Source organism: Halorhabdus sp. BNX81, from assembly GCF_029229925.1.
In the GTDB taxonomy this organism is placed as follows: Archaea; Halobacteriota; Halobacteria; order Halobacteriales; family Haloarculaceae; genus Halorhabdus.
In genome coordinates this window covers 1,335,570-1,359,693 of sequence record NZ_CP107254.1, presented here as the reverse complement: position 1 = coordinate 1,359,693, position 24,124 = coordinate 1,335,570, and the positions used below count along the sequence as shown (strand labels likewise).

Genomic DNA, 24,124 nt, shown 5'->3' with positions numbered 1-24,124 from the left:
GACGGAGCGGGACCGACCCGCCGGGGCGAGCGTCAGTCCGGATCGGGATCGAAGAGATCAGGACGGGCGTCGCCCTCGGCTTCGACGACTGCCAGGAGCCCTTTCCGGGCGACCCGTGAGAGAGCGTGATCGACGAGTTTCACTGGGCCGGGGACCTCGAAGTGCATCGTCGCGATGGTCGCCGAGCCGGGCATGACGGGCGTCGTCTGAATGTTTCGATGGGGCTGGCCCCCGATCCCACCCTGGGGATGGACTTCGTCCCAGACACACCCGATCGGGTGGAAACTCGACGTGAGGTTCGGACCGCCGTTGACGAAGTACACGCGGGCGGTGTCGCCGACGTCGACGGTTACCGGGCCATACCGATTTTCCGTAATAGCGCGGCTCTCACCGTTCATGAGCACGTACGTCGGCTCTTCGGCCGTCATCGCATCCATGTCGAAGTCGTGGTGGCCATCCTGGGAGACGTCGCCTGTGGTATAGAGTTCGTTCTGGCCGAAGTAGAGTTCGTGATCGACCTCGGGAAGCCCGTCCTCGGGTTCGACGAGAATGAGGCCATACATCCCCGAGGCGATGTGATAGTCCAGGTTCGGGACGGCACAGTGATAGATGAACGCGCCGGGGTAGGTCGCCTTGAACTGGAAGGTCTCGGTTTCGCCGGGGGCGACCATCGACGCCTCGGCCCCGCCACCTGGCCCCCTGACCGCGTGGAGGTCGATGTTGTGGGGCATCGTGTTGTCCTCGTGGCTGGTGACCGTCATATTCACCGTGTCACCTTTGCGGACCCGGATCAGTGGCCCCGGAACCTGGTTGTCGAAGGTCATGTACGTGTAAGTGACGCCCGGCTCGACTTCGGCGACGAGTTCGCGCGTTTCGAGTTCGACGTTGACTGTCGCCGGCGAGGATCGATCGATCGGATCAGGGACGTCGGTCGGATCGGCGGCGATACGGTCGACGTCTGTCGTCTGGGGATCGTTCATGCGTGGTTCGGTGGGTGACGTATTCTCGGCAGGCTGGTCGTCGGTGTCGCTCGACGCACCACAGCCGGCGAGGGCCGCGGCGCCGCCGACTCCGAGGGCCTGGAGAACGCGCCGTCGTGTGGCGACCGGGATAGATGACATCAGTCTGTGCCTCTATCGAACGTCGTCGACGGACATCGAAAGGAGTTGAGCAGAACATGTTCGGATGGTGCGGCGTCGAATACTAGCGCGAGACCTGGACAGGTAGCACCACTCGATGTGTCCACCGCAGACCGAGTGGCGAGACGAACAAGTTCGGGAGAACGCGAATACCGGGGAACCCACAAGGAACCCCATGGAGCAACACGCCGACGCTCACGAGGCAACGCTCGACGCCCGAGAGATCGACGGCGAGCCTTTCGAGGCAATCATGGACGGCCTGGCAACGCTCTCAGAAGATGGGTCGTTCCTGTTGATCAATAGCTTTGAGCCCGAGCCGCTGTACGACGTTCTTCAAGCCCGCGGGTTCACCCATGAGACCGAGCAGGTCGGTCCACAGGAGTACCACGTCGAGATCCGGCACGCCTGAACGTCGAGGACGCCAAGATTTTCCCCGGATCGTTCCAAGAAAAAGCGATGGCACAGCTCGAACGACTTCGTGTATTCCCGGTCAAGGGACTCGACGGGATCGACGTCGAAACCGCTCGCGTTCTCGAAGGAGGGACGCTCGAGCACGACCGGGAGTATGCACTGTTTGACGCCGACGGCGAGGTCTTCAACGGCAAGCGGACCGATCGAATCCACGAGTTGACGACCGGGTTCGAGACGGCGACCGGTGTATTGACGGTCGAAACCCCTGCCGGCGACCAACGAGAGTTCGACCTCGACGTGGAGGATGATCGTCGGCAGGCGGAGTCGTGGTTCGGCGAGTTTTTCGAGGCCGACCTGACGCTACGCCGGGACGAGTCCCTGGGATTCGTCGACCGCCGGGACATGGGGCCGTCGGTCGTCTCCACGGCGACCCTAGAGGCAGTCGCGTCGTGGTTCGACGAGTTGACAGTCGGGAGTGTGCGCCGCAGACTCCGGGCCAACGTCGAGGTTTCCGGCGTGCCCGCGTTCTGGGAGGACCGCTTTGTCGGCGACGACGCCCCCATTTTCGAGGCTGCCGACGTCCGGTTCGACGGTGTGACGCCCTGTGGACGGTGTGTCGTTCCCGAGCGCGATCCAGACACTGGAGAGCCGACGCCCGCGTTCCGCGAACGGTTCGTCGAAATGCGCGAGCGTACCTTCCCCGACTGGGCCGACGAAGACGCGTTCAATCACTATTATACGCTGATGCTCATCGCGTCGATTCCTAAGTCCGACAGGGAATCGGAGATCGCGGTCGGCGACCCGGTCAAGGTCCTCGGATGACGACCGGCGGAATATGTTCGGGGGAATCGCTTCACGGCCACATCCCAGAAGACGCCTGTATGCCAGCAACCACGCTAGATCTCAGGGACGTGCCGCCGCCGGAGCGCCATCCGAAAATTCACGACGCTTTCGAGGAGTTAGAGGGTGGCGAGTCCCTCGAAATCATCAACGACCACGAACCGAAACCGCTGTTTTATGAATTCCAGGCCGAAGTCGACGCCTTCGACGCGGACAACTACGAGGTAGCGTGTCAGGGCGAGGGCAAATTCGTCGCGACGTTGCCGAAGAAGTGACGTACCACGGGGCAGTTTTAAGCGGGCACACACCAATGTCGTCGCTGTTCCTCAGTCCGCGGTTTCCGGAGCTCCATCGGGGAGCGCACCGTCGTAGCCCTCGGGAACGTACGCACAGAGTGGATCGCTCGCCATCGGATCGCCCGTAGTCGCGAACGCTCGCGAGCGACTGCCACCACAGACGAATCGGAACTCACAGGCCCCACACTTCCCGGAGAGTTCATCAGGATCCCGGAGTCGCTCGAAGAGGTCCCCGTTGCGGTAGATGTCGACGACACTCGTCTCGCGGACGTTGCCGGCTGACTGCGGGAGGAAGCCTGACGGGAACACCTCGCCGGTGTGACTGACGAACGCGAAGCCGTTGCCGGCGGTGATCCCCGTCGACCGGTCCCCGCTTGATGAGTGACGCTGCTGCCCCATGGGCGGGCGACCACCTGCTCCATCTTGCCGTCGTTGGAGCGCAACCCGTCGGTAGTGCGGCGCTTCGGTCGTCTTGATGCCGAAGTCAGCGTCTCGCTGGACGCCAGCGAGCCACTCCATCACGTCTTCGGCACGCTCTGGCGAGATCGGATCGAGTACCGTCCCCCGACCGATCGGCACGAGGAAGAACACCGACCATAGCACCGCGCCCAGATCAGCTACCAGATCGCGGATCGCCGGCAGCTCGTCGACAGTCTCCGCACAGACCGTCGTGTTGACCTGCAACGGCAGCCCCTTCTCGCGAGCGGTCCGTGCAGCGGCGATCGTCTGCTCGAAACTCCCCGCTTCCTGCCGGAACTCGTCGTGTGATTCGGCGTCCGGACCGTCCAGGCTGACTGCCATGCGCCGGAGACCAGCGCTGGCGAGCGCCTCGATGCGTTCAGGCGTCAGCGAGGCCGTCCCACTCGGCGTCAGCGTCATCCGGAGTCCCTGGTCAGTTCCGTATTCGACGAGTTCGGTGACGTCGTCCCGGTAGAGCGGGTCCCCACCGGAGAGGACGACAAGTTGCTCGTCGCCGAATTCCGACGCGTCGGCGAGCAACTGCTTTCCTTCCGCTGTCGTGAGTTCGTCCGGATGGCGGAGGTCTTCGGCCTCGGCCCGGCAGTGTTTGCAGGCGAGATCACAGGCCTGGGTGAGCTCCCAGATGAGGACGATCGGGCGCTCGCTCGGGTCGATATCGGTCGGTCGCACGTCAACCCCCTCCCACGGGCAGAGACGGTTCGGCGGAATCACGGGTGAAGCAGTCACCAGTATTGGCCATACCGATATGTTTCACTCAGGGATAGTGGCAACCTTCCCGAATATGTTCAATACGGTACTCCTCCGTTTGGAGGGCAGCACCTTCCACCTCCATTAGCACAACTCACTCACGAGTTACGATGGATTGAATGCTATCAGAAAAACAGGAATGGCGTCCCCGAATGCGACGCTTCTCGATTGATAGGAGCGAACAATCCGGGCTACAGCGATCGACTGACGTAGAGATCACCGTTCACACTGTCGCCGTTTGGTACCGACTTGAGGTCTCCGTGAAACTGGTTACTCGAATATGTAGGCTGACCCTGCATCCTCACCGTTGGGATCATCATCACCAGGTGCCCCAGCGACGGCCGTCGATCCGTCACCTGACAGTGCCATCGAGAAGCCGAGCTGGTCTCCCGTATCGCTATCGTCGGCTGCCAGTTTCGCTTCCTGGGTCCAGTCCCCATCAGCCTTAGTAAACACGTATGCCGAACCGCTTGAGAATGTGCCCGATTTCGTGGCGGTGATCGCACTGACGGTCGCAATTGCGCTGTTATCGGATATAGCGACAGACCTGCCAAAGAAGTCCCCAGCACCGCGATCGGAGGGCACTAGCTTTGCTTCTTGTGTCCAGGACCCGCCTGCCTTCGAAAAGACGTATGCCGACCCCGAATCATTGAGCATATCCTCCTCGAAAGGGACCCCGACGATGGCGGTTGATCCGTCACCTGCTACCGTCACTGACCAGCCGAACCCGCCTGTGACATTGCCATCGTCAATGGCCAATTTGGCTTCTTGCGTCCAGGATCCCCCTGTTTTCGAAAACAGGTACGCCGAGGTTCCACCGGAGGTTCCGGCAATCGCGGTCGAGCCATCACGTGAGGTGGCCACTGGATTCCCAAGCCCGTCTTTTGGTTCGCCATCGTCGGCGGACAGTTTCGCTTCTTGCGACCATGATCCACTCGATTGTGAAAATACGTACGCTGCGCCTGCGGAGGTCCCGTTCGGATCCGCATCCCAGGAGGCCCCGATGATCGCCGTCGATCCGTCTCCGGATATCGCCACCGACCTGCCGAATCGATCCCCTGCATCGCCATCGCTGGCTGCGAGCTTCGTTTCGCGGGTCCAATCTTCACCCGCTTTTGTAAAGACGTATGCCGAACCCGCCGTCGGGCCGTTCGGATCCTCGTCACCAGGAGCCCCGATGATGGCTATCGACCCGTCACCTGATATTGTCACTGACATGCCGAACCAGTCCTCCAAATCGCCATCAGTAGGGGCGAGTTTTGCTTCCTGGATCCAGGACCCGCCAGCGTTCGAATACACGTATGCCGACCCCGAACCTCTCCCGTTTGGATCTTCATCAGTGTTGGTCCCAACGACAACTGTTGACCCGTCTCCCGACACCGCCACTGATTGGCCCAAGGAGTCGTCTGCGTCGCCATCACCAGCCGATAGTTTCGTGGTTTGAGTGGACGGCGGTGTGGGTGGCGCGGTGGGAGACCGTCCTTCAGTGTGCTGTGAGGTGATACTCGGATTGTGGTCCGAACGAGTGTCCGTCTCTGCATTCGTTGTATCGCTAGAGAGGGTATTACAACCCGCGAGAGCCGTAATCCCAAGGACACCGAGACGTTCAAGGACATGTCGTCGTCGCTGTTCCATAGCCGCTAATAAAAGATCAAATACAAATACCTATTGTTTTAATTTTCCGTTAGGAAGTGTATTGCAACAAGACAACGGTGTTTTCGCCGTTCAATATGATTCACGGAAGCGCTGCCCGGGTTGTGTCGTCTCGTTCGACGTAGAGGGTTTTGACGCCCGGAATCGATTCAATTTCCCGGAACACGTCGATGATGGCCTCCTCGCTTTCGATCCGATCGGGGGCGACGACCAGCCAGACCGAGTGCTCACCGACGAACAGCAGTTCGACCGGACTCTCCGCCTGGTCGGCCGTGAGATCCGCGATCGTTTGTCTAACCGCCATTGCGATCGTGTCTGTGGTCATTGGTGACAGCAGTCGTGGGTTGGTCGGGTCGATATCTTGATCTACTGCTCAGAGCTGTGGCGGTTGATCCTTCGAACCAGCTGGGTTAGTCCCGTCCGGAGCCGTTCCGCCTGGCGGGCCTGGCGTCGCGTCAGGGCCATCGAGTGCGTTCGCGGCGGTCTTGGCAACGACCGACTCCTCGTCGGCTCGAAGTTCTTTCAAAGCGTCTTCGGCGTCCGGATGGTCGATCCGGCCGAGAAGTTCCGCGACCCACTCCCGGACCCGATCAGCCTCGTCGTCGGCCAGTGCGAGCAACGCTGGCAAGGCGTCCTCACTCCGGCTTTTCCACAGCGAGATGACGGCGTTCCGGCGGACTGCATGGTGGTCATCGTCAAGGCCGGCCTCGATCCGTTCAGCATGTGCCTCCCGGTCGAGGTGATCGAGGGCGACAACCGCCTCCGCGCGAACCCATGGGTCGGCATCCGAAAGGGCGGCTACGACTGCATCCGGCGTCGTTTCCGCGAGATCACCCAGTGCTTCGACGGCGAACTGCCGGACGAGCGCCTCGGGATCGTCAGTTGCCCGATCGGCAAGTGCGTCGCGGACATCCTCGCCGGGCTCGCGTTCGGAAAGCGCGAGCGTCGCTCGCTGTCGTTCGGTCGCGTCCGCCGCTTCGAGTGCTGCAAGCAGTCCGTCGACACTCTCGTCGGCAACTGGGTTCGTGTCCGCCGCCGCGAAGTCGGCTTCGCCGGACTCTCCCAACTCGATATCTTCACGGCTAACTGTCACGTCCGGGTGATACCCCTCCGGGCCGGGGCTGGGTTCCGGCGGCGTCTCTTCGTCACGCTCAGTCATCCCCAACACCTCCTGGCACTGATCCGACCAGTAGTGTCAACGCGAGGATGAATGGCAGTGCCCGCGGGACCGTTGCGGGGATCCCAGCGAACAAGAGGAGGCCAGCCCCCAGCAGGGCCGGACGATGGCGCGTTCGCAACGCGGCGCTTGCGGTCGTCGTCAACCCGCCGACAGCGAGCGCCATCACGGGAACGGTCGCCCCGACAACTGCGCCGGCCACGAGCCCGGTCGCCCCGAGGAGAAACGGTGTGAACACGCCCAGGGCGACCAGCAGCCCGGCACCGACCGCGCCGACGAGCCAGTCCCCACGACCGCGAGCGAGGAAGACCGGCGTCCCGGCCACGCCCACTAGCGTGAGTTGGGAGCCGAGCGACCGGCTGAGCGCCACATCGACTCCCAGCGTTCCGGCCAGTGAAGCGACCAAGCCGCTAAGGAGGACGCCAGTGACGAGAGCCGGCCCGACGCGAACGCCCTCGTCAGTCCGGAGTCGATCGCCGAGCGCGATCGGCGTCCCAACGACAATCGCGACGACGGTAGGCGTGTACGCTGGACGCGCGACGCTGCCGGCCACGCCGAAGACGCCGACGAACGCCAGCCCCAGCATCTCGAATGGCTTGCCGTGAACCACAGCGATTGCGAGCAGCGATCCGGCACATGCCATCGCCGTAAGTGGGACAAGCCACTCCTGGAGTGCGACAAGATCAATCGGAACCTCCGCCCGGGCGTTGATAGCGACCCGACTGACGAACAGCGTCCCAGCCGCGATCACAGCCGGCAGCGCCAGTACTTCTCGATCGATATCGTCGAGCCAGTCACCGTTCAGGGTCTTGGCACCGTTCGCACCGAGAGTAGCGACGCGTCCGCTCATCAAAAGCTCACCTCACTCCGGTCCGTTGAGGAGGGGCCATCGTATCGGTCGGCCAAGTCTGCATGGTCGGCCACGACGAACTGTTCAAGCAGCGTTGCCAGATCAGCATACACGCCGGCAACGTCCGTCGACTCCAGCGAGTCTCGCAACGACTCCGCAAACACAGTCAGATGGCGATCGAGGAAATCCCGGCGGGCGGCCCCGGCGTCTGCCTCACCGAGGGCCTCCCGGCGAGCGAGATAGCCCGCGAACTCCAGTTGGAGACCGAGATTGTCGTGGTGATCGCGCTCCTCGGTGTCGACCGAGAGGCCGTAGTGTTCGTAGGCACGTGCCAGATCGACGTTGATCGTCTGCCACGTCGCATCATCGCGATGGCTGGATTCGTACAGCGAGACGGCCGGCCCTTCCTTGTCGACCGATCCGTCCGTCCGATCGGTAACGACGGCCGACCCGAGCGCGAACAGACGGTTGTATCGCGCACTGAGTCTCTCATACCCTTCCCCGGGGGCAAATTCCGGCACCGATACGTCAAGTGCGGTCGCCTCGAGGGCGTCCTGCATGCCGTTTTTCACTTGGCCCGCGAGAAGGCCGGCGTGGAGTTCCTCGGTCGGGTGTTCGAACGCCGTTGCGAGTGTCTGATAGACGACGCCTCTGGCTGCCGGATCCGCCGCGATTTCCTCGCGGTCGAGGCGGTCGCCTTGCGGTGTTTTCTCTCCAGTATCAGTCCGGCTCATCACAGTTTGCCCTCCTCGTTGGTTCGACGGACACTGAGTGCGGTGACGACGATCACCAGCGCGATCGCCGCGCCGGCAATCGCCCACAGGACCGTCTGGAACGGTGCACCCCCGTCGTCAGGTCCGAACGGGAAGTAGTACCACTCGCTGACGGCCTTCTGGCCGGCCCGTTCGCTGTTCTCGCCGTTCCAGATGCCGAGAGCGACGCTCAGATCGGCGTCAGCGTCGAGTGCCGTCCGGTTGTCCACTGACGCATTCAGATCCCGCGCGAAGACGACGCTCCATCCCTCGCCCTCGCCAACGTCACTCCGGGTCGATTCCGTGCTGACCGCGGGCTGCTCGAAAATCGTCGTCGTACCGGGGCCGCCGGCGAGCAGTTCCTGGGTGGTGTCGGTCGCCGACCACTGCCAGACGTTCACCAGATTCCGCTCGCTCCCCATCGCAATCGCCGGCTGCGTGGTCGCGTTGACGGGGAACTGTATCGCTGCCATGTCGGCGAACGCACGCGGGGAACTCGCCGATCGATCCGCGCTCGGATCAGCCCAGCGCAAGCGGACGAACAGCTTGCCATCTGTCCGTGCCGCTTCGACCTCGACCTCGCGGACCGTCGTGTCGTCGGCGTTCGGGACGCTGCTCGGTGCGCTCGCAAGCGGGACCGTCGCCGCCGGGACCTCGCCCCACCCGTCAGCGCCAGGGTCGGCCAGCGAGTTCTCGACGTTCTCGACGGGAATCTCGCGGGCGGGCCTGGCGTCGGCGATCAGCGGCGCGAGCGCAGCACTCGCGACCAGCAAGCCCGCAAGGAGACCGGCGACGAGCAGCGGTCGACCTCCCCTAACGATCTCAGTCATCGGAAAACACCTCCAATCTGTACTGCTGGGCCGGGTTCTTGTCCTGGAGGATCTCCATGAGTTCGCTGTGGCCGCCGCGTTCGACCTTCGCGCGCTCGCGCTCGATCGTGTCCAGGGCGTCGTTAACCTGCTCGCCGAACAGCTCTTCGAGGTACGACCGCGGAATGCGCTCGACGTCGACCGTCTCGCCGTCCTCGCTGTGCTGTGGCGGCGCAGTCGGCGGGATGTAGTAGACGTTCGGCGAGGTACTGTATTCCGGATGCAGCGGGAGTGCGACCTCGTATTGCTCGACGAGCTTGTAGATCGGCCCGTCCTGATCGTCGAGGTAGCCGACCAGACGGAGCTGGGTGGTACACTGATCGGCGCAGGCCGGCGGGTGGACTTCGTCGTCGGGCCCCTCGCCCTCGATGCGCGGGTAGCAGAAGACGCACTTCTCGCTGCGCTTCGTCACGGCGTTGTAGTAGACCTTCTTGTAGGGACACCCCTCGACGCAGTAGCGGTAACCCCGACAGCGCTCCTGGTCGACCAGGACGACGCCGTCCTCCTCGCGCTTGTAGATGGCCTTCCGGGGGCAGGCCTCCACGCAGGATGGGTGGGTGCAGTGGTTGCAGATCCGGGGCATGTAGAAGTGGTAGCTGTTGGGATGCTCGCCGGCCCCCTGGTCCTCGTCCCAGTTGGGCCCCCACTCGGGATCGACGTTCTCGGGTTCGAGGGCCTTCTCGGCGCCCTCCTTGAGGATCCCTTCGTGGTCGAACTCCCAGTCTTCGCCGTAATCCTGCTGGGAGGGAATCTCGCCGACGGAACGCTGGTTGTGTTCCTCGGACTCCCAGCCGCCGCCCTTCTCCTCCCAGTCGCGTGGGTAGCCGGACCCCGGGCGAGTCTCGACGTTGTTCCAGTACATGTACTCGGTGCCCTCCCGCTCGGTCCACAGCGTCTCGCAGGCGACCGTGCAGGTCTGACACCCGATGCACTTGTTGAGGTCCATTACCATCGCGACCTGGTGGTCGACCCCCTCCGCGATGTCGACGTCGTCGTGGGCCATCAGTCACCACCCCCTTCCTTTGGCCTGATATCACAGCGGACGTCGCTGTTGACTCCGGTCGGTCCCCAGTAGTTGGGGAAGAAGTGGAGGTGCTCGCCCGAGTCCTCGGGGTACTGGACCAGCTGGGTTGGTTTCATGTACATCGGGATCAGCGAGTTGAAGTTGTCGCGGCTGGGGTACTGGTACTTCTCCCAGGCGAAGTAGTGCCGGACGGTCCCGGGTTCGCTGGCCGGGTAGATTTTGGCGTTGGCCTCGATCGTCGCCAGATCGTTGTAGATCTCGACCGTGTCGCCGTCCTCGATCCCCCGATGCTGAGCGTCCTCGGGGTGGATGAACACCACGGGCTCGCCCCGGTTCAACTGGAGCATCTTCTCGCTGTCGCGCCACGTCGAGTGGATCGACCACCGGCCGTGGGGCGTGTTGTACCGCAGGGGATACTCGCTCTGATCGTTCGTTTCGACCGGGCGCTTGTGCGTCGGGAGTTGCTCGTCGACGTCGAGGAACCAGTCGTGGTCGATGTAGTACTGCTGGCGACCCGTCAGGGTTGGCCAGGGCTCCTTGTCCTGGACGAAGTCTTTCCAGGGGGCGTAGGCCGTGCCGTCCTCGATGTCGGAGGTCCAGTGGTCGCCCGCGGCCTCGAAGCGCTGGGGCTGGTCGACGGTGTCGGCGAAGGTTATCTCGCCGCCGTCCTCGGGGTTAGTCTCCGTGGAGTGTTCGAGGATGGCCTCGCAGGCCGCCCGGTCCTCTTCCAGGGCACCGTCCTCGTCGCTCACCCAGTCCCGGACGTAGTCGTCGTGGACCGACTGAAGGTCAATCTCCCGATCGAACTTCCGGTCGTCGATCGGGTCGATATCTCGATCGCGGGCGATCTTCTGGATCTTCGCCGCGAGTTCCCGGAAGATCTGCCAGTCGGACTTGGATTCTCCGAGGGGTTCGACGGCGGGCGTGAACGGATGCACGTAGGTGTGCATGTCCGTCATGTTGAGGTCGTGTTTCTCGTAGTGGCTCGCGGCCGGCAGGACGATGTCGGCGTACAGCGCCGTCGAGTCCAGCCGGAAGTTGATGTCCACGACGAGGTCGAGTTTGTCCCAGAGGACCTCCTCGACGGCGACGTTGCCCTTCGCCTGGTTGAAGAAGTTGCCCCGCCAGACGAACATCGTCGAGGGATCGGGTCGGGTACCGTCCTCGCGCTCCTCGGGGTAGACGGGCATCCAGTCCTTCTCGACGGCTTCCTCGATCTTCCGTCGGGTCTCAGCGTCGGTGTTCTCCAGGATGCCCGCGTGGTAGTAGGTCCACAGCGTCGTCGGGACGCCCCGGACGGAACCAGTCGGGAACGAGAGGGTCTTCCAGCCGTTGAACGTCCAGATCTTCTCCTGGCCGACGTAGTGGTCGACGCCGGTGCCGTTCCGCCCGATGTGGCCCGTCAACGTGACGAGCAACTGGATCGCGCGGTTGCCAAGGTCGTTGTGGTACCAGTCGTTGACGCCCTTGCCGTGGATGATCTTCCCGCGGTCGACCGCGGCGAACTCCCGGGCGATCTTCTGGTGGGTCTCCTTCCCGACGCCGGTCTCCTCGTGGACGTATTCGGGGGTGTAGTTGGCCAGTTCCTCCCGGAGGTTGTTCCAGACCGACGTGACGGCCACCTCGCCGTCGGTCGTCCCGACGGTGTCCTCGACGGCCAGTTGCGGGTCGAAATCGAGTTCGATCGACAGGGAGTCGTCGTACTTGGCCTCGCGTTCACCGAGCGATCCCGGCGCAGCCCGGAGGTTGCCGTCCGCGTCCTGCATGACCATGACCTTCTCGGGCTCGTCGGCGTCAATGTCGAGACCCGGCACCTCGCTCGCCCGGAGGAACTTGCCCGTGTCATTCCGGACGAGCAGTGGCATGTCGGACTGTTCCTTGAGGTGGTCCTCGTCGTAGAGTTCCTCCTCGACGATCGTCCTGGCCATGCCCAGCGCCAGCGCGGTGTCCGTGCCGGGGTCGGGCGCGATCCACTCGTCGGTGTGGATGGCCGTCTGGGAGTAATCGGAGAAGACGCCGACCCGCTTTGCGCCCTCGTAGCCGGCGTCGAGGAAGTACTTCGCGTCGGGGATGCGCGTGACGTTGATGTTTGACCCCCACGCGATGATGTACTCGGCGTTGTGCCAGTCGGCGCTCTCGGCGTTGTCGGTCTGATGGCCCCAGGTGATCGGCTGGCCCGGCGGCAGGTCCGAGTACCAGTCGTAGAACGAATGGGAGACGCCGCCGAGCAGGTTGACCAGCCGCGTCCCCGAGGCGAAGCTCACGGGACTCATCGCCGGGATCGGCGTGAAGCCGCTGATGGCGTCGTATCGGCCCGCCTGGACCTCCTCGATGACGTGCTCGGCGATCTCGGTCACCGCCTCGTCCCAGGAGATGCGCTCCCACTCGCCGGCCCCGCGCTCGCCGGTCCGGCGCATGGGGTACTGGACGCGCTGTTCGGCGTCGACGTAGTCGTTGTAACAGGCCCCCTTCTGGCAGCCCCGGGGGTTGGGATCGGGGAGGCTCTCGTCGAAGGTAGGGTAGTCGTTGGCCTGTTGTTCGCGCCAGACCTGGCCGTTCTTGACGTAGACGTCCCACGAACAGGAGCCGGTGCAGTTGACCGAGTGCGTCGACCGGGCGACCGAGTCCCAGTCCCACTCCTCGCGGTAGAAGTCCTCCCAGTCGCGGTAGGGATAGCTGCCGATGGGATCGTCAACGGCCTGGAGACCGTCGAGTGCCCGGTCGGCGACGCTCAAACCGGTCGCGCCGACCACGCCGGCCGCGCCGGCACCCAGCAGGAAGTCGCGGCGCGAGAGGCCGTCTGTACTGTCGTCGGTGTGTTCTGAGTTACTCATTGGCTGTCGATGAAAACGGTTGCTGTCGCGAGCGTTGCGCCGATCACGGCAAGTGTCACTCCGGCAGCAGTCATCGGCCCAACTTCGAGGGCCGCGGCGACCACTGCCAGACCGAGGAGCTTACTCGCCGTATCCACGCGTCGATACATCCGGCCGGACAGTGCGGGGAGGCGCTCACTCATCGTCGGGCACCTCCGCTGGATCCTCCCGGTCTTGCGCCCCGTCCGTCACAGTGGCGTCCTCGCGCTCGTGGCTGATCGTCCAGTGGACGACGCCGAACGCGACGACGGGGCCGATCACCATCGCGAGCAGGAGCGGGAGGTTGACGACCCCGGTCGAGACGCCGAGGGCCTCCGCGAGCAGGTTGTTCATGCCCGCGATCGAGGCGATCATGATGAAGACGACGCCGGCGACGCCGACGCCAGTCTGGACCGGCCGCTCGAAGGGGTCGGCCGTGAAGTGAACGCTATCCCGCCGGCGGTCGATGAACGGCCAGGCAAACACCGCCAGGAAGACCAGCGACGGCAGCGCGACCCCGCCGAGGAACTCCGCGCTGATCTCGATCGGACCCAGGTGAAAGCCCAGCGAGGATGGCAGGACCTTCAGGAAGCCATACAGCCACATGAAGAACCAGTCTGGCATGATCAACGCGGGCGTGCCAGCGGGGTTGTTGGGTCCGTACTCGGCGATGTTGTGGACGGGCAGGAACCCGGCGAGCGCCGACAGCGTCGCCAGCGTCAGGAAGAACACGACGGCGCTGACCGCCGCCTGGTTCGGGAACGCCGGCAGCCCGACGACGACGCTGTCGTCCTCGCTGTCGACGGTGTCGCGGTCGTCGTTCACCTGCCCGGAGGACGCCGCGACGGGTTCGACATCCCCATCGCGCTGTGCCTCAGTGTGTTTCTGCCGGACGAGCAGGCCCATGTGGACTGCCAGGCCGCCAGCGATCAGGATGGGAATGACGAAGACGTGCAGGAAGTATAGCCGCGGGATCGTCGCGCTGGAAGGGAAGTCCCCGCCGAAGACGATCGACGCGATCGGGTCGCCCAGAATCGGGATCGAGCCCGCGATGTTGTACCCGATCCCGGTCGCCGTCGAAGCGAACTCGTCAAAGGGCAGGGCGTAGCCGGTGTAGGCCGCACCCATCGCCAGAATCGCCAGCGTCGTGCCGACGACCCAGTTGATCTCACGCGGGTTGCGGTAGGCCCCGTGGAAGAACACCCGTAGCATGTGCAGGCCGATCGAGGCGACGAACAGGTGGGCCGCCCAGTGGTGGAACCGGCGGATGAACATACCGAAGGGAACGTCGTAGGTTAGCTGGAGTACGCTGCCGAACGCGGCCGGCAGGTCCTCGCCCTGGAACTGGGCGACGCTACCCTCGTAGGTCATTTCAGTCGTCGAGGGCTCGTAGAAGAAGCCGAGGAAGATCCCGGTCAGCACGAGCATCATAAAGGAGAACAGTGCGACCTCGCCGAGCAGGAACGAGTCCTCAGCGGGGAAGGCCTTCCCGAGGAACTTCTCGGCCTCGTCCAGGTCGAGGCGGTCGTCGACCCACGCATAGACGCGTTGGCTGCGGGACATCACTCACCCCCCGCGCCGACGTGCCCGTCGAAGTCGGCTGTTGCGATCAAGTGTCCCTCGCTGGCGAGCGTGATTGGAAGCTGGGGTAAGGCCCGCGGCGGCGGGCCACCGGTCACTACCGCACCGTTCTTCGGATCGAACTTCCCGTAGTGACACGGGCAGACGAGCGTATCGTCTTCCCGATCCGAGACGGTACAGCCCGCGTGCGTACAGATCTTCGAGTACGCGGCGTAACCCTCGACAGTATAGGCAAGTTCCGTCCCGTCGCCGTAGTCCGTCTCAGGGAATCGAACCAACAGCGTCGGCGCGTCACCGATCCCCGGCCGCGGCTCGGGAAAGACGGTTAGCTGTTCGCCTTCAGCCAAGCGATCCGGCGTGATTCGGTTGCCCTCGCCGTCGACCAGCGGGATCCCGTCGCCGTAGATCGGGCCGGTGTAGGTCCGCTGGAAGACCTGCTGGAGGCCGGCGAGCGGCGCGGCCAGACTCGCAAGCGCCGTGAGACCGCCCGCGGTCGCCAGGAGCTTGGCGATGTCACGCCGCTGAAGTTCCGCCCGGTCGTCGTCGAAGATGCTCGGTCGAACGGGGCCGGACTCCTCACCGTCGTGCTCACAGGGGCAATCCTCACTCACCGTGACCCCTCCGTTCGGCGACGGCGACGTGAGGCATGAACCAGGCGTAGTAGGCGACCGTGAGCAGCGCCAACGAGGTGAACAGCCCGGTCGCGTACAGCCCGAAGTACTGCGTCCTGGCCAGCGTGAGGTACTCGCCGGTGAACAACGCCCCAAAGGCGATAGCCAGTACCGTCAGGCCGGCCATCGCGATCAGCCCCGCGATCGAGTCCGGGGCATCCTCGTAGGCGACGAGCCAGCGGTCCTCAGTCTCGAACCAGGGGAGTATTCGGTCCGGGACCGAGGGGGAATCACCCGGCTTCGATCGTCTCACTGCCCGGTTCATGAACTGATGAGCCCCGGCCAGGATACCAACCAGTGCGAACAGCGCGATCCAGACGATCACCCCGACCTGACTCGGCGATAGTTTGTTCGGCGTATCGATCAGCCCCTCCAATGGTTTCATATCGGAGACGCTCTGATCGATCGCGATCTCTTCTGACGGGGGCTCGCCGTGTAGCGCCACGAACCACATCGGCAGGAGAACGGCGAGCACCACGATGGCGATGACGAGTGTGGACCGTCTCATAGTGATCACTGTGTACTGACGCGTCCCACGGCCGACCACCGGGGTTGGCCGGGTGAAGACGCCGGTCCCCTAGATAATGATAGGCACTCTCCAAAGAGGCAGACCCTCAACGCTGAGGGGTTTTATGTTGAAAGTTTGTAAAATATATTCGGGACGACCTTTAAGTCTCTCTGCGGGAGCAGAGCCGAACCAGTTCGGCCCAAACAGGTTACGGATCCACCGCCCGTATGTACACCAATGGAGGGTATTCGGGCGAAACTCGTCATCGAGGAACCACCCCAGTGTGACGTCGCGGCTGTGTCCCGGGACTGTGGACCAGTGGCATCGGTGTCACGGAGCGCCGTCCCGGACGAGGATGGGCGGGTCCACGACGAGTTCACTGTCCGCGAGGGCGATTGTCCGGACACGCTGGGTGACGCCACAGCGATCTTTCAGGATGATCGCCGGACGATCTATCGGCTGGCGCGATCCCATGGCCAGGGCTGTGCTTGTGAATGTATCGAGCGAGAAGGCTGTACCGTTCGAGACGTACAAGTCGTCGACGGAACGCTGTTCGTGACCGTCCTTGCCGCCGATCTCGATGGCATCAGAGCCATTGTCTCAACACTTCGAGAATCCCGTGATGGCGTCCAGGTGGGAACACTCGTCCGAGCCCCGCCGGAGAGCGAATCGGGGCCGCTGTGGGTCACTGATCCTGGCGAATTGACGGCCCGCCAACGGGAAGTCTTAGAGACTGCACACGAAATGGGTTACTTCGAATATCCACGGAACGCCACTGCTGAAGCGGTCGCAACGGAACTTGACGTCGCGACGCCGACGTTCACCGAACATCTGGCGGCCGCCCAACGCAATCTCCTGGAAGGGTTCCTGGACGGGTCAAATAACCAGTCCGACACGACCATCCAATCAAGTCACGGACAATAACCACGCGACACTGCGATACTTAATGCTCGAGTGATGTGACCCGCTTTTGGATGTCGTCACCAGTCGCCTCCATTGTTTCCGCACAGCGGTCGACACCGAACAACGTCGCTACGTCCCCTGCGAGTGCCTGGTCGTCACGTTCGGCGGCCACTTCGAGTGCGGCCAGCGGCCCCGCGAGAAGCCGGCCGGTTAATTGCTCACTGAGCGCTTCCAGTTCTTCGTGATAGCGTCCGTCGAGTTTTGCGGTCGCGACGGCAACTTCTCGGCGTTTCGTCTGCTCGGCACGATCACGAACCCGGCGGGCAATCACGTCCGGATCGACCGCTGTATCATCTCCCGTCGCTCCCGACATGGACGAAGCCACGGGACTCATCGTGAAAGACCTTGCAGCGAACATCTTCGCCACATCGTGGACTGTCGCCTCGGACAGGGACAGTTCTCGACGCGCTGGTGACCTCACAAGGAATCTGCCATCCTGGCGCAGCGATCAACCCCAATACTGGTTACTCTGACTCACTTGCTTGTTGGACTGTCTTTTCGACAACAGTTACGTCTCGGATCGCCGTCTCAGGATAGGATCCGTCGTCGTCCTTTTCAGCGGCCTTGACCATGTCCCAGACGACGTTCAGACCCGTGGTGACGCCCTCTAGGGCCTCCATCTCACACCCAGTCTGCCCGATCGTCTCGACAGTTACCCGGAGTTGTACCGCGTCCTCGCCGACAGTGAAGTCCGTTGTCACGTTCGTGATCGGAATCTGGTGGCACAGCGGGATTGTCTCCCAGGTGTGCTTGACGGCCTGGATCGCCCCGACGCGTGCGGTCGCGAGGACGTTCCCCTTGCCGATCTCGTCCGCACGGATCGCTTCGATAGTCGAAGGGGTCAGTGCGATCTCGCCTTCAGCGACCGCCCGACGCTTGGAAGCGGGTTTGTCGCCGACGTCCACCATATCGGCGGCTCCATCGTCGACGTGCGTGAACGCTTCGGTCATGCTGCACGAATCGGTCGCTGGAATATTGTAGGTTCCGGAGCCACATTGATTGCCGCCCGGCGATGCTCCCGTCCTCATCCGCCGCTTAGCGGGGGCAACAGCGCGAGTTCGTCGTTTACGGAGACCTCTCGGTCTGATGTCAGTGGCTCCTCGACGCGGACCCCATCGTGGACGACGCTAATATGGGAATAGAGTTCATCGCCATCGACCGCTTCGGTCTCGACAACGGGATGCTTGGCGAGAAGCACCTCGAGTGCGTCGGCGACCGTCGCGCTGTCGGCAATCTCAATCTCAATCTCGGATTCCCCAGCAGCCTCCCGCAGCGTCGCGAACAACTTCCAAGACACCTGCATATCCGACCGTAAGACCACCGGGAGAAATGAACGTTCCGGCGATTCGAGCGTACACGCAGCCGAAAGCCACAACTAGACGTCTGTTACAGTCACTCTATCTGGAGGCAAAAATCCGCTCGTTCGGGCCACTGTAGCCGATTACTCAGTCCCCCAACTGAGCGACGGTTCGGCTGGCCCCCAAGACGAACGGGTTCATCATCCCTTCGCCAACTACGACAGCCCCACCATCGATCGAACAGTGGAGCCGGGCCGCATACCCGACTTGCACTGCCATCCGTCAGTTTTCGTTCGACTCAAGCGCTCGCAGTGTTGCGTTTATGTCTTCACGGACATCCTCCGGGATCTCGGTCACGTCTTCCGCATCGTACTGTTCTGACGCCCTGAAGTACGCCTCTACGGATAGTTCGTCCGTCATGTCAGAGTGCCTCCGCGGTGATTGTCAGCTCGTCGTTCATGGCGAGACCCGGCGGGAACTCACTGGAACTGGCAGCGATGACACCGAACTTCGCAGTCTCCCCAACGTCGAGTTTCATTTTCGTGAGATTCCACTTGTTGAATGCCCAAACCGGTGGCACCAGCAGGACGAACATCGCGTTGCCGTTGTCGGCTTCGAAGAAGCCGATCGGCGTTACCGACACGATGACCTCCTGAGTGCCCTGGTTTTGGACCTCGAAGACGTCGTCGAAGTGGGTGATCGAGTTCGAATTGATGCCGTTTCCCCCCGCGATTCCACTGCCGATGTTCTCGTTGTCCTCGGTGAAGTCCAACTCGAGCTCGCCGTCGTCCGCTCCGTCCGCATACGCACCGTTGGGCCCGGACGTCGGGCTGAGACCGAGGAAGGCGTTCGAATCCCCCGCGACGGAGACCGAGAACTGCCGATCCGCGGTGGTCGCGGTGAACGCCCCCGTGCCGGTTGCCACAGCCCCACCGGCGGCGAGCGCGCCGAGTGCTGAGAGTAGGTTTCGTCGTTTCATCCGTTGGTATCTATGGTTGTCTTCGATTGCTGATCAGTACACTCCGTGTCGGACACCGCCTCAGGGATCATACGTTTGTCCCGGGACGGCGTCCTTCTCGGCGACGGCATTGACCTGCAGCCCGCCCGCGGCGGCGAATTTCGTCCCGGTATCCAGCGCTTCGACGTCCAGCCCGACGGCCATCGATTCCCCCGGTTCGAGTTTGGCCGCGGACCGTTTGATGTCCTTGGGGTTCGGTCCGAGCGAGTCGGCGTCTCCCTGATCCGCGTACGCTCCGGGTTTCCCGTAATCCGGCGAGAGCGCCATCTTCGGGTTATCGGAGTCGTAGAAGTACGCGTTCGTCTTCGACCCATTGCCAGTCAGTCGGACGAACACGTACACAGGCTGAGTGCCCTGATTCGTGACTTCGAACAGATCATCAATGCGCGTGTGCGAGTTGAGGTTCACCCCACTGCCGCCTGCACTCGTATCGGCGACCTCGATCGCGAGTTCACCGTTCGATCCATCCTGGCTCACGTACGCCGAGTTCGGCGACCCGTCGACGGCCGACAACCCCATGTACGCGGCCGCGTCGTTGGCCACCTGTACGGAGAGCTGTCGGTTCGCGGATGTGCTGGTGAACGCACTCGTCCCCATTGCAGCCGCCGAACCGGCGGCGAGCGATCCCATTCCGATCAGAAACTTTCGTCGTTCCATGGTTTTTCTCCCTCCACACGCCCACCCCCAGGCGATACACGACAAACCGTCATGGTGAGCGTGCTTGCTCTCGCATAGTGGCCCCACCCACATTGTATCAAGCCAGTTGAAGGTTTGACAACGACCGTTCGAGAATGTTCTACGATGAATTGAACTGAAGGCCACTCGGTCAATGGCTACCTGTGGCTGACAACCGCCCGTTGAAGCGTTGCCGGCGGATCGAAATGGTCGATTGATGGCGACGAGACGGCGGTTCGAGCCCTGTTACTCCGGATTGTACCACAGCCGCTCCAACATCGATCCCCAAAGCGGGTATGCTGCTGCAGTACCGGATAACGATTAATCCATCACTAAGTTTTATATATTGACCAAAACAGTGTCGACCTGTATCGCAGGCGAATCACATCGATGGGGGTGGGAACGCTATGTCAAAACCGGGGGACAGACAGACGGCAGGACCGAGTATCGGACCGACTAACGAAGACGCCGCGGAATTTACCCGCGACGAAGCCTTCGAGGTACTTAGCAACCGACGGCGGCGCTATACGTTGCACTACCTCAAACAGAACGGGGAGGACGCGACGTTAAGCGATGTCGCCGAACAGGTGGCAGCTTGGGAGCACGGAACGACTAACGAAGTCACGTCATCGGAGCGAAAGAGCGTCTACACATCGTTACAGCAGTTTCACCTGCCAAAACTCGACGAAAAGGGTGTGGTCGAGTTTGATCGACGGACGGGTGATATCTCACTGACGGATGCTGCACAGCGCCTGGACATTTACCTTGAACTCGTCGACAGGTACGAGCTGCCCTGGAGCGCCTACTATCTCAGCGTAAGCGTCCTCGGTAGCGTCGTGATCGCGTTATCGTGGCTCGGCATCGGCCCGTTCGCCACGGTTCCATCCGTGGCCTGGACAGCGTTCCTTATCGTGGTGTTTCTCGTCTCATCAAGCGCCCACTTTCATCTGTCACGACGAATGCGACTCGGGGTGAACAGCGCACCGCCGGAGGTGGCCAATGAGTGATTCACGCTGGCTGATCGCTGGAATCGCAGTGATCGCGGGGCTGTACTTCTCTGCCAGCACACTTGGGTACGAGGCCACGACGGCTGACCGGACGGTAAGCGTTGACGTCGTCGGCGACGAGGATGCATATCTCGCCTTGTCGTATCCGGACCGCACGATTTCCGTCGATCCGAATACCGAAGAGACGCTTGTGAACGTGGAGAATCGGTTCGTACAGCCCGTCGAGATCAGTCTTACCGCAGTTGCCCATGCCGGTCGGGGCCTGTCGGTCGATGTCCCGTCGATTGACGGGCAGCTGCTGACTGTCGGTGACCGATTCACCGTTCCGATGTCGTTGACGTGTACCGGGAGACGGAACGAGACCCACACCGCCACTGTTAGCTTCGAGGTTCGGGCCGACGGCGAGAGCGTATCGATGGAGACATCGGCGTCACGCACAGTGACGTATTCAGTGGTGTGTCCCGGGCCCGGAGAGCCACCCACCGACACGGAAACCGCAAATCAGACCGTACAGAACGCTTAAAACAGGACCGGCTCGATGGGGTTCACAACAGGGAATCAGGCCGGGCCGCCGTTCCGGGCTGGGCCGTCCGGATCGACGGTCCGCTATCGCTCGTCGACGGCATGGAACGTCCGCCCAGGAGAAACGGCCGACCGGTCGTTCCGTAGGTCTTTACGTTCCGGTCACGAGATAGAGGTGTGGATCCAGACATCGTTCGTCGTGAGTGGGCCGACCGGTCCGGCGAGTACTCCCCCGAATATTACGCGTACTACGGCCCGAACGAGACGAGCGAGGCGATTCGGAAGACTCTCGATCAGTACCTCGGGCCGGACCCATCAATCCTCGAACTCGGGTGTAGCTCGGGCCGTCATCTCGCGCATTTGCTGGAACACGGATACACCGATCTGACTGGCATCGAGGTCAACGACGACGCGTTCGACGTAATGAGGGAGACGTATCCCGAACTCGCGACGCGGGGAACGTTTCACCACGATATGATCGAAGCAGTGATCGGTGACATGACAGACGGGCGATTCGACGCCGTCTTCGCCGTCGAGACGCTCCAGCACATCCACCCGGAATCGGCGTGGGTGTTTGACGAACTGGTCAGAATCACCGACGACCTCCTCATCACTGTCGAAAACGAAGGGGACCGCGACGGAACTGACGAGCACGACGTGACCTACGTCTCCGAGGATATCCCGCTCTATCATCGCGACTGGAAGCGTATTTTCACCGATCGGGGTCTCGTCGAGGTCGACGCAGTCGTCGGCGAACGGGACACTCGTCGGACGTTCCGGATCGAGGAATAGTTTTACACGCTCCGCGTTCGCCCGGCCGGCATGGACCAGACGACTGCCCACGCTGATTTTCCGACTCCATCGGCGATTCCCGCCCGGTCGGCGCTTCCGGATCCACTGGTCGCCCTCGACGGGACGGCCGTCGAAACGGCCGGTGAATGGGACGCGCGCCGTCGCCCGGAGATCCGGCAGGCGTTCGAGCACTACGTCTACGGGTACGCCCCCGACGCGCCGCCAATCGAGATCGAGACGGAACCGTCGACGGCGGTGCTCGACGGACAGGCGATCCTCGAAGAACGCACGATTTGTTTCACCGGCCTCCCGGCCGACGCACCGACGATCGAGTTGGCCGTGTTTACCCCGGCCGATCGAGATTCGGTTCCGGTGTTTCTGGGTCTGAACAACGGCGGCAATCACGCGATGATCGACGATCCGGCGGTAACGATCACCGAGTCAGCCGTCGAATTCGGCGTTGAGGACCGTGGTGTGGCAAGCGAGTACTGGTGTGTCGAACAGTTGATCGAGCGGGGCTACGGCCTCGCCACGTTCCACCCGGCTGATATTGATCCGGATCGTGACGACCCGACCGAAGGCATCCAGCCGTACTATGCCGACCTGCCCGGACCGGCACCGACACGATGGGGCACGATCGCTGCATGGGCGTGGGGCCTCCGACGGGGCGTCGACGCCCTGCTGGAGAACCCCCGGGTTCGTGACGACGGGATCGCCGTCATCGGCCATTCCCGGCTCGGCAAGGCCGCGCTCCTCGCGGGGGCGTTCGACGAACGCATCGATCTGGTGGTCCCACACCAGTCGGGGACTGGCGGCGTCACGCCCGCCCGGGACAACGACCAGGAAACGATCGCGACGATCACGGAAGCCTTCCCGCACTGGTTTAACGACCTGTTTCCCGCGTTCGGCGGTCGACCGGAGCGACTCCCGGTCGATCAACACCTGCTGGTGGCTCTAGTCGCCCCGAGGCCGTTACTCGACACCGAAGGTACCCGGGACTACTGGACGAACCCCGGCCGCGCGCTCGACTCGATTCGGGCGGCCGATCCCGTCTACGACCTCCTGGGGGAAGACGGCCTCGTCGGCGACGGATTACTGTACGGCGACGACAAGGTGACGGCGGGAACGGTCGGCACGCTGGCGCAGTATCGCCGTGAGACGGAACACACCCTGAACCAGGGGTACTGGGACGCAATCCTCGATTTTGCCGACCTCCACCTCGGATAGCCCACACAGGTATCCACAGCCGACCGAAAGAGTAGCCAAACCGGTTATCCGTCGCTTCCCGGCCGCTCCTCGGCGTATTCTTTGGCGGCGTAGCCGACGGCGACGCCGACAGCGAGCGCGATCGCGGCCGTGATCCCGAGGCCGATCGCCGAGGTCAGCCCTTCAACAGTGAGATAGACGATATCGAGGTTAATCCGGAGCATATCCAGCCCGATGACCGCGACGAAGAAATACAGGAGGGCCCTGACAGCGGCGGTCACCCACGCGCCGTACTCGCTTCCCCGGACTGCCTCGGATTCGGCCGTCTGGGTCGCAGCGTACTCCGCGACGACGATCCCGACCAAGAGGATACCGACGCCGGCGAGCGCCCGCGGGAGGTACTCGACCAGTGCCCGGAGCCACTCCTCGAGGATCGCAAAGCCGACGTACCGGACCGCGATGAACGCGGCGAAGACGATCACATAGTACTGCACGACGACGCCGACTGCACCTGCCATGGTACCGTCTTCGCCGAAGAGTGGTTCGATCGCCGAGTCGGCGAACAGTTCCGTCAGCCCGGCCCGACGACCGAGTCGTTCGGCCACTCTGCCGAGCGCTCGTCCCAACAGCACTCCGATGACCAGAATGAGTATCGCACCGACGATCCCGGGGAGTTCCGCGATGATCGACTCGATCGCGGACTCCCAGGAGGCGACGAACTGGTCGACGAAAAGCGGTACCGTCTCGACACGCTCGAACGCAGTATTGGATAGCATGCGGGCAGGTTGTGCAG

General features: G+C 62.9%; 29 protein-coding genes. 8 read left to right on the top strand and 21 right to left on the bottom strand.

Translation table 11 applies throughout. The annotated features are described in order from the left end of the window. Window positions 1-32 precede the first annotated feature (32 nt). The gene (nirK, locus tag HBNXHr_RS06855) at window positions 33-1,121 is read right to left on the bottom strand and encodes a copper-containing nitrite reductase (RefSeq protein ID WP_275883649.1); all 1,089 of its coding nucleotides are present in this window, start codon (window positions 1,119-1,121) and stop codon (window positions 33-35) included. A gap of 193 nt (window positions 1,122-1,314) precedes the next feature. Here nirK and HBNXHr_RS06850 point away from each other — a divergent pair, with 193 nt between their 5' ends. Genes HBNXHr_RS06850 through HBNXHr_RS06840 form a run of 3 tightly spaced genes read left to right on the top strand, consistent with a single transcriptional unit; the run spans window position 1,315 to window position 2,665 of the window. After that, on the top strand, window positions 1,315-1,548 hold the full coding sequence (locus HBNXHr_RS06850) for a DUF2249 domain-containing protein (RefSeq protein WP_275740703.1): 234 nt from the start codon (window positions 1,315-1,317) through the stop codon (window positions 1,546-1,548). 47 nt (window positions 1,549-1,595) lie between these two features. Beyond that, entirely contained in the window at window positions 1,596-2,372 is a 777-nt protein-coding gene (locus HBNXHr_RS06845) for an MOSC N-terminal beta barrel domain-containing protein (protein WP_275883648.1), read from the top strand. Between the two features lie 59 nt (window positions 2,373-2,431). After that, window positions 2,432-2,665 (top strand): DUF2249 domain-containing protein, encoded by a 234-nt coding sequence (locus HBNXHr_RS06840; RefSeq protein ID WP_275883647.1) that lies wholly within the window; start codon window positions 2,432-2,434, stop codon window positions 2,663-2,665. A 51-nt stretch (window positions 2,666-2,716) separates the two neighbouring features. Here HBNXHr_RS06840 and HBNXHr_RS06835 read toward each other — a convergent pair whose 3' ends face one another. The 13 genes from HBNXHr_RS06835 to HBNXHr_RS06775 all read right to left on the bottom strand — a co-directional run bounded on the left by HBNXHr_RS06835 (window position 2,717) and on the right by HBNXHr_RS06775 (window position 15,850). Beyond that, window positions 2,717-3,835 carry a TIGR04053 family radical SAM/SPASM domain-containing protein gene (locus tag HBNXHr_RS06835; protein WP_275883646.1) on the bottom strand — a complete coding sequence of 373 codons (1,119 nt, stop codon included), beginning with the start codon at window positions 3,833-3,835 and terminating at the stop codon, window positions 2,717-2,719. 348 nt (window positions 3,836-4,183) lie between these two features. Further along, on the bottom strand, window positions 4,184-5,416 hold the full coding sequence (locus tag HBNXHr_RS06830; RefSeq protein WP_275883699.1) for an FG-GAP repeat protein: 1,233 nt from the start codon (window positions 5,414-5,416) through the stop codon (window positions 4,184-4,186). Window positions 5,417-5,648: 232 nt separating this feature from the next. Continuing rightward, window positions 5,649-5,891, bottom strand: a complete 243-nt coding sequence (locus HBNXHr_RS06825; RefSeq protein ID WP_275740696.1) for a hypothetical protein — start codon at window positions 5,889-5,891, stop codon at window positions 5,649-5,651. Between the two features lie 48 nt (window positions 5,892-5,939). Beyond that, window positions 5,940-6,725 (bottom strand): HEAT repeat domain-containing protein, encoded by a 786-nt coding sequence (locus HBNXHr_RS06820; protein WP_275883645.1) that lies wholly within the window; start codon window positions 6,723-6,725, stop codon window positions 5,940-5,942. Then, window positions 6,718-7,593, bottom strand: a complete 876-nt coding sequence (locus HBNXHr_RS06815) for a hypothetical protein (RefSeq protein ID WP_275883644.1) — start codon at window positions 7,591-7,593, stop codon at window positions 6,718-6,720. The genes HBNXHr_RS06820 and HBNXHr_RS06815 overlap by 8 nt, the downstream gene beginning before the upstream one ends. Further along, window positions 7,593-8,327 (bottom strand): molecular chaperone TorD family protein, encoded by a 735-nt coding sequence (locus HBNXHr_RS06810; RefSeq protein WP_275883643.1) that lies wholly within the window; start codon window positions 8,325-8,327, stop codon window positions 7,593-7,595. Before HBNXHr_RS06810 ends, HBNXHr_RS06815 begins: the two co-directional genes overlap by 1 nt. Further along, entirely contained in the window at window positions 8,327-9,175 is an 849-nt protein-coding gene (locus HBNXHr_RS06805; RefSeq protein ID WP_275883642.1) for an ethylbenzene dehydrogenase-related protein, read from the bottom strand. Before HBNXHr_RS06805 ends, HBNXHr_RS06810 begins: the two co-directional genes overlap by 1 nt. Continuing rightward, window positions 9,168-10,217: a 4Fe-4S dicluster domain-containing protein gene (locus HBNXHr_RS06800; protein ID WP_275883641.1), complete on the bottom strand. Its 1,050-nt coding sequence runs from the start codon at window positions 10,215-10,217 to the stop codon at window positions 9,168-9,170. Before HBNXHr_RS06800 ends, HBNXHr_RS06805 begins: the two co-directional genes overlap by 8 nt. Continuing rightward, window positions 10,217-13,072, bottom strand: coding sequence for a molybdopterin-dependent oxidoreductase (locus HBNXHr_RS06795; RefSeq protein WP_275883640.1), 2,856 nt, complete (start codon window positions 13,070-13,072; stop codon window positions 10,217-10,219). The genes HBNXHr_RS06800 and HBNXHr_RS06795 overlap by 1 nt, the downstream gene beginning before the upstream one ends. Next, entirely contained in the window at window positions 13,069-13,254 is a 186-nt protein-coding gene (locus HBNXHr_RS06790; protein ID WP_275883639.1) for a hypothetical protein, read from the bottom strand. Before HBNXHr_RS06790 ends, HBNXHr_RS06795 begins: the two co-directional genes overlap by 4 nt. Next, window positions 13,247-14,653, bottom strand: coding sequence for a cytochrome bc complex cytochrome b subunit (locus HBNXHr_RS06785; protein WP_275883638.1), 1,407 nt, complete (start codon window positions 14,651-14,653; stop codon window positions 13,247-13,249). The genes HBNXHr_RS06790 and HBNXHr_RS06785 overlap by 8 nt, the downstream gene beginning before the upstream one ends. Then, window positions 14,653-15,282, bottom strand: coding sequence for a Rieske (2Fe-2S) protein (locus HBNXHr_RS06780; protein WP_275740677.1), 630 nt, complete (start codon window positions 15,280-15,282; stop codon window positions 14,653-14,655). Before HBNXHr_RS06780 ends, HBNXHr_RS06785 begins: the two co-directional genes overlap by 1 nt. Beyond that, window positions 15,275-15,850, bottom strand: coding sequence for a hypothetical protein (locus HBNXHr_RS06775; RefSeq protein ID WP_275883637.1), 576 nt, complete (start codon window positions 15,848-15,850; stop codon window positions 15,275-15,277). The genes HBNXHr_RS06780 and HBNXHr_RS06775 overlap by 8 nt, the downstream gene beginning before the upstream one ends. A 237-nt stretch (window positions 15,851-16,087) precedes the next feature. On the opposite strand from HBNXHr_RS06775, the gene HBNXHr_RS06770 reads away from it, so the two are divergent. Further along, window positions 16,088-16,774: a helix-turn-helix domain-containing protein gene (locus tag HBNXHr_RS06770; RefSeq protein WP_275883636.1), complete on the top strand. Its 687-nt coding sequence runs from the start codon at window positions 16,088-16,090 to the stop codon at window positions 16,772-16,774. 19 nt (window positions 16,775-16,793) lie between these two features. Here the strand turns inward: HBNXHr_RS06770 and HBNXHr_RS06765 are convergent, their stop codons facing one another. The 6 genes from HBNXHr_RS06765 to HBNXHr_RS06740 form a co-directional block, all read right to left on the bottom strand. Further along, complete coding sequence (locus HBNXHr_RS06765) at window positions 16,794-17,126, bottom strand: hypothetical protein (protein ID WP_275883635.1); 333 nt, start codon at window positions 17,124-17,126, stop codon at window positions 16,794-16,796. Between the two features lie 151 nt (window positions 17,127-17,277). Next, window positions 17,278-17,763, bottom strand: a complete 486-nt coding sequence (moaC, locus tag HBNXHr_RS06760; protein ID WP_275740670.1) for a cyclic pyranopterin monophosphate synthase MoaC — start codon at window positions 17,761-17,763, stop codon at window positions 17,278-17,280. Between the two features lie 74 nt (window positions 17,764-17,837). Continuing rightward, window positions 17,838-18,116, bottom strand: coding sequence for a ubiquitin-like small modifier protein 1 (locus HBNXHr_RS06755; protein ID WP_275740668.1), 279 nt, complete (start codon window positions 18,114-18,116; stop codon window positions 17,838-17,840). Window positions 18,117-18,393: 277 nt separating this feature from the next. Further along, on the bottom strand, window positions 18,394-18,531 hold the full coding sequence (locus tag HBNXHr_RS06750; protein ID WP_275740666.1) for a hypothetical protein: 138 nt from the start codon (window positions 18,529-18,531) through the stop codon (window positions 18,394-18,396). Window position 18,532: 1 nt separating this feature from the next. Continuing rightward, entirely contained in the window at window positions 18,533-19,090 is a 558-nt protein-coding gene (locus HBNXHr_RS06745) for a DUF1102 domain-containing protein (RefSeq protein WP_275740664.1), read from the bottom strand. A gap of 60 nt (window positions 19,091-19,150) precedes the next feature. After that, window positions 19,151-19,786 (bottom strand): hypothetical protein, encoded by a 636-nt coding sequence (locus tag HBNXHr_RS06740; protein WP_275883634.1) that lies wholly within the window; start codon window positions 19,784-19,786, stop codon window positions 19,151-19,153. Between the two features lie 425 nt (window positions 19,787-20,211). Between HBNXHr_RS06740 and HBNXHr_RS06735 the strand changes: the two genes are divergently transcribed. From HBNXHr_RS06735 to HBNXHr_RS06720, 4 genes are all read left to right on the top strand, one after another. After that, window positions 20,212-20,811: a hypothetical protein gene (locus HBNXHr_RS06735; protein WP_275740660.1), complete on the top strand. Its 600-nt coding sequence runs from the start codon at window positions 20,212-20,214 to the stop codon at window positions 20,809-20,811. Continuing rightward, window positions 20,804-21,334: a hypothetical protein gene (locus HBNXHr_RS06730; RefSeq protein WP_275883633.1), complete on the top strand. Its 531-nt coding sequence runs from the start codon at window positions 20,804-20,806 to the stop codon at window positions 21,332-21,334. The genes HBNXHr_RS06735 and HBNXHr_RS06730 overlap by 8 nt, the downstream gene beginning before the upstream one ends. Before the next feature lie 176 nt (window positions 21,335-21,510). Continuing rightward, entirely contained in the window at window positions 21,511-22,125 is a 615-nt protein-coding gene (locus HBNXHr_RS06725; protein WP_275740656.1) for a class I SAM-dependent methyltransferase, read from the top strand. Window positions 22,126-22,155: 30 nt separating this feature from the next. Continuing rightward, the gene (locus HBNXHr_RS06720; RefSeq protein WP_275883632.1) at window positions 22,156-23,352 is read left to right on the top strand and encodes an acetylxylan esterase; all 1,197 of its coding nucleotides are present in this window, start codon (window positions 22,156-22,158) and stop codon (window positions 23,350-23,352) included. 44 nt (window positions 23,353-23,396) lie between these two features. On the opposite strand, the gene HBNXHr_RS06715 is transcribed toward HBNXHr_RS06720, so the two are convergent. After that, window positions 23,397-24,107, bottom strand: a complete 711-nt coding sequence (locus HBNXHr_RS06715) for a hypothetical protein (protein ID WP_275740652.1) — start codon at window positions 24,105-24,107, stop codon at window positions 23,397-23,399. Between the last annotated feature and the right edge of the window lie 17 nt (window positions 24,108-24,124).

Excerpts from the sequence above, each read along its gene's own strand:
- nirK (WP_275883649.1), bottom strand. The coding sequence starts at position 1,121 with ATGTCATCTATCCCGGTCGCCACACGACGGCGCGTTCTCCAGGCCCTC.
- HBNXHr_RS06850 (WP_275740703.1), top strand. The coding sequence starts at position 1,315 with ATGGAGCAACACGCCGACGCTCACGAGGCAACGCTCGACGCCCGAGAG.
- HBNXHr_RS06845 (WP_275883648.1), top strand. The coding sequence starts at position 1,596 with ATGGCACAGCTCGAACGACTTCGTGTATTCCCGGTCAAGGGACTCGAC.
- HBNXHr_RS06840 (WP_275883647.1), top strand. The coding sequence starts at position 2,432 with ATGCCAGCAACCACGCTAGATCTCAGGGACGTGCCGCCGCCGGAGCGC.
- HBNXHr_RS06825 (WP_275740696.1), bottom strand. The coding sequence starts at position 5,891 with ATGACCACAGACACGATCGCAATGGCGGTTAGACAAACGATCGCGGAT.
- HBNXHr_RS06820 (WP_275883645.1), bottom strand. The coding sequence starts at position 6,725 with ATGACTGAGCGTGACGAAGAGACGCCGCCGGAACCCAGCCCCGGCCCG.
- HBNXHr_RS06815 (WP_275883644.1), bottom strand. The coding sequence starts at position 7,593 with ATGAGCGGACGCGTCGCTACTCTCGGTGCGAACGGTGCCAAGACCCTG.
- HBNXHr_RS06810 (WP_275883643.1), bottom strand. The coding sequence starts at position 8,327 with ATGAGCCGGACTGATACTGGAGAGAAAACACCGCAAGGCGACCGCCTC.
- HBNXHr_RS06805 (WP_275883642.1), bottom strand. The coding sequence starts at position 9,175 with ATGACTGAGATCGTTAGGGGAGGTCGACCGCTGCTCGTCGCCGGTCTC.
- HBNXHr_RS06800 (WP_275883641.1), bottom strand. The coding sequence starts at position 10,217 with ATGGCCCACGACGACGTCGACATCGCGGAGGGGGTCGACCACCAGGTC.
- HBNXHr_RS06795 (WP_275883640.1), bottom strand. The coding sequence starts at position 13,072 with ATGAGTAACTCAGAACACACCGACGACAGTACAGACGGCCTCTCGCGC.
- HBNXHr_RS06790 (WP_275883639.1), bottom strand. The coding sequence starts at position 13,254 with ATGAGTGAGCGCCTCCCCGCACTGTCCGGCCGGATGTATCGACGCGTG.
- HBNXHr_RS06785 (WP_275883638.1), bottom strand. The coding sequence starts at position 14,653 with ATGTCCCGCAGCCAACGCGTCTATGCGTGGGTCGACGACCGCCTCGAC.
- HBNXHr_RS06775 (WP_275883637.1), bottom strand. The coding sequence starts at position 15,850 with ATGAGACGGTCCACACTCGTCATCGCCATCGTGGTGCTCGCCGTTCTC.
- HBNXHr_RS06770 (WP_275883636.1), top strand. The coding sequence starts at position 16,088 with ATGGAGGGTATTCGGGCGAAACTCGTCATCGAGGAACCACCCCAGTGT.
- HBNXHr_RS06765 (WP_275883635.1), bottom strand. The coding sequence starts at position 17,126 with ATGTCGGGAGCGACGGGAGATGATACAGCGGTCGATCCGGACGTGATT.
- moaC (WP_275740670.1), bottom strand. The coding sequence starts at position 17,763 with ATGACCGAAGCGTTCACGCACGTCGACGATGGAGCCGCCGATATGGTG.
- HBNXHr_RS06755 (WP_275740668.1), bottom strand. The coding sequence starts at position 18,116 with ATGCAGGTGTCTTGGAAGTTGTTCGCGACGCTGCGGGAGGCTGCTGGG.
- HBNXHr_RS06750 (WP_275740666.1), bottom strand. The coding sequence starts at position 18,531 with ATGACGGACGAACTATCCGTAGAGGCGTACTTCAGGGCGTCAGAACAG.
- HBNXHr_RS06745 (WP_275740664.1), bottom strand. The coding sequence starts at position 19,090 with ATGAAACGACGAAACCTACTCTCAGCACTCGGCGCGCTCGCCGCCGGT.
- HBNXHr_RS06740 (WP_275883634.1), bottom strand. The coding sequence starts at position 19,786 with ATGGAACGACGAAAGTTTCTGATCGGAATGGGATCGCTCGCCGCCGGT.
- HBNXHr_RS06735 (WP_275740660.1), top strand. The coding sequence starts at position 20,212 with ATGTCAAAACCGGGGGACAGACAGACGGCAGGACCGAGTATCGGACCG.
- HBNXHr_RS06730 (WP_275883633.1), top strand. The coding sequence starts at position 20,804 with ATGAGTGATTCACGCTGGCTGATCGCTGGAATCGCAGTGATCGCGGGG.
- HBNXHr_RS06720 (WP_275883632.1), top strand. The coding sequence starts at position 22,156 with ATGGACCAGACGACTGCCCACGCTGATTTTCCGACTCCATCGGCGATT.
- HBNXHr_RS06715 (WP_275740652.1), bottom strand. The coding sequence starts at position 24,107 with ATGCTATCCAATACTGCGTTCGAGCGTGTCGAGACGGTACCGCTTTTC.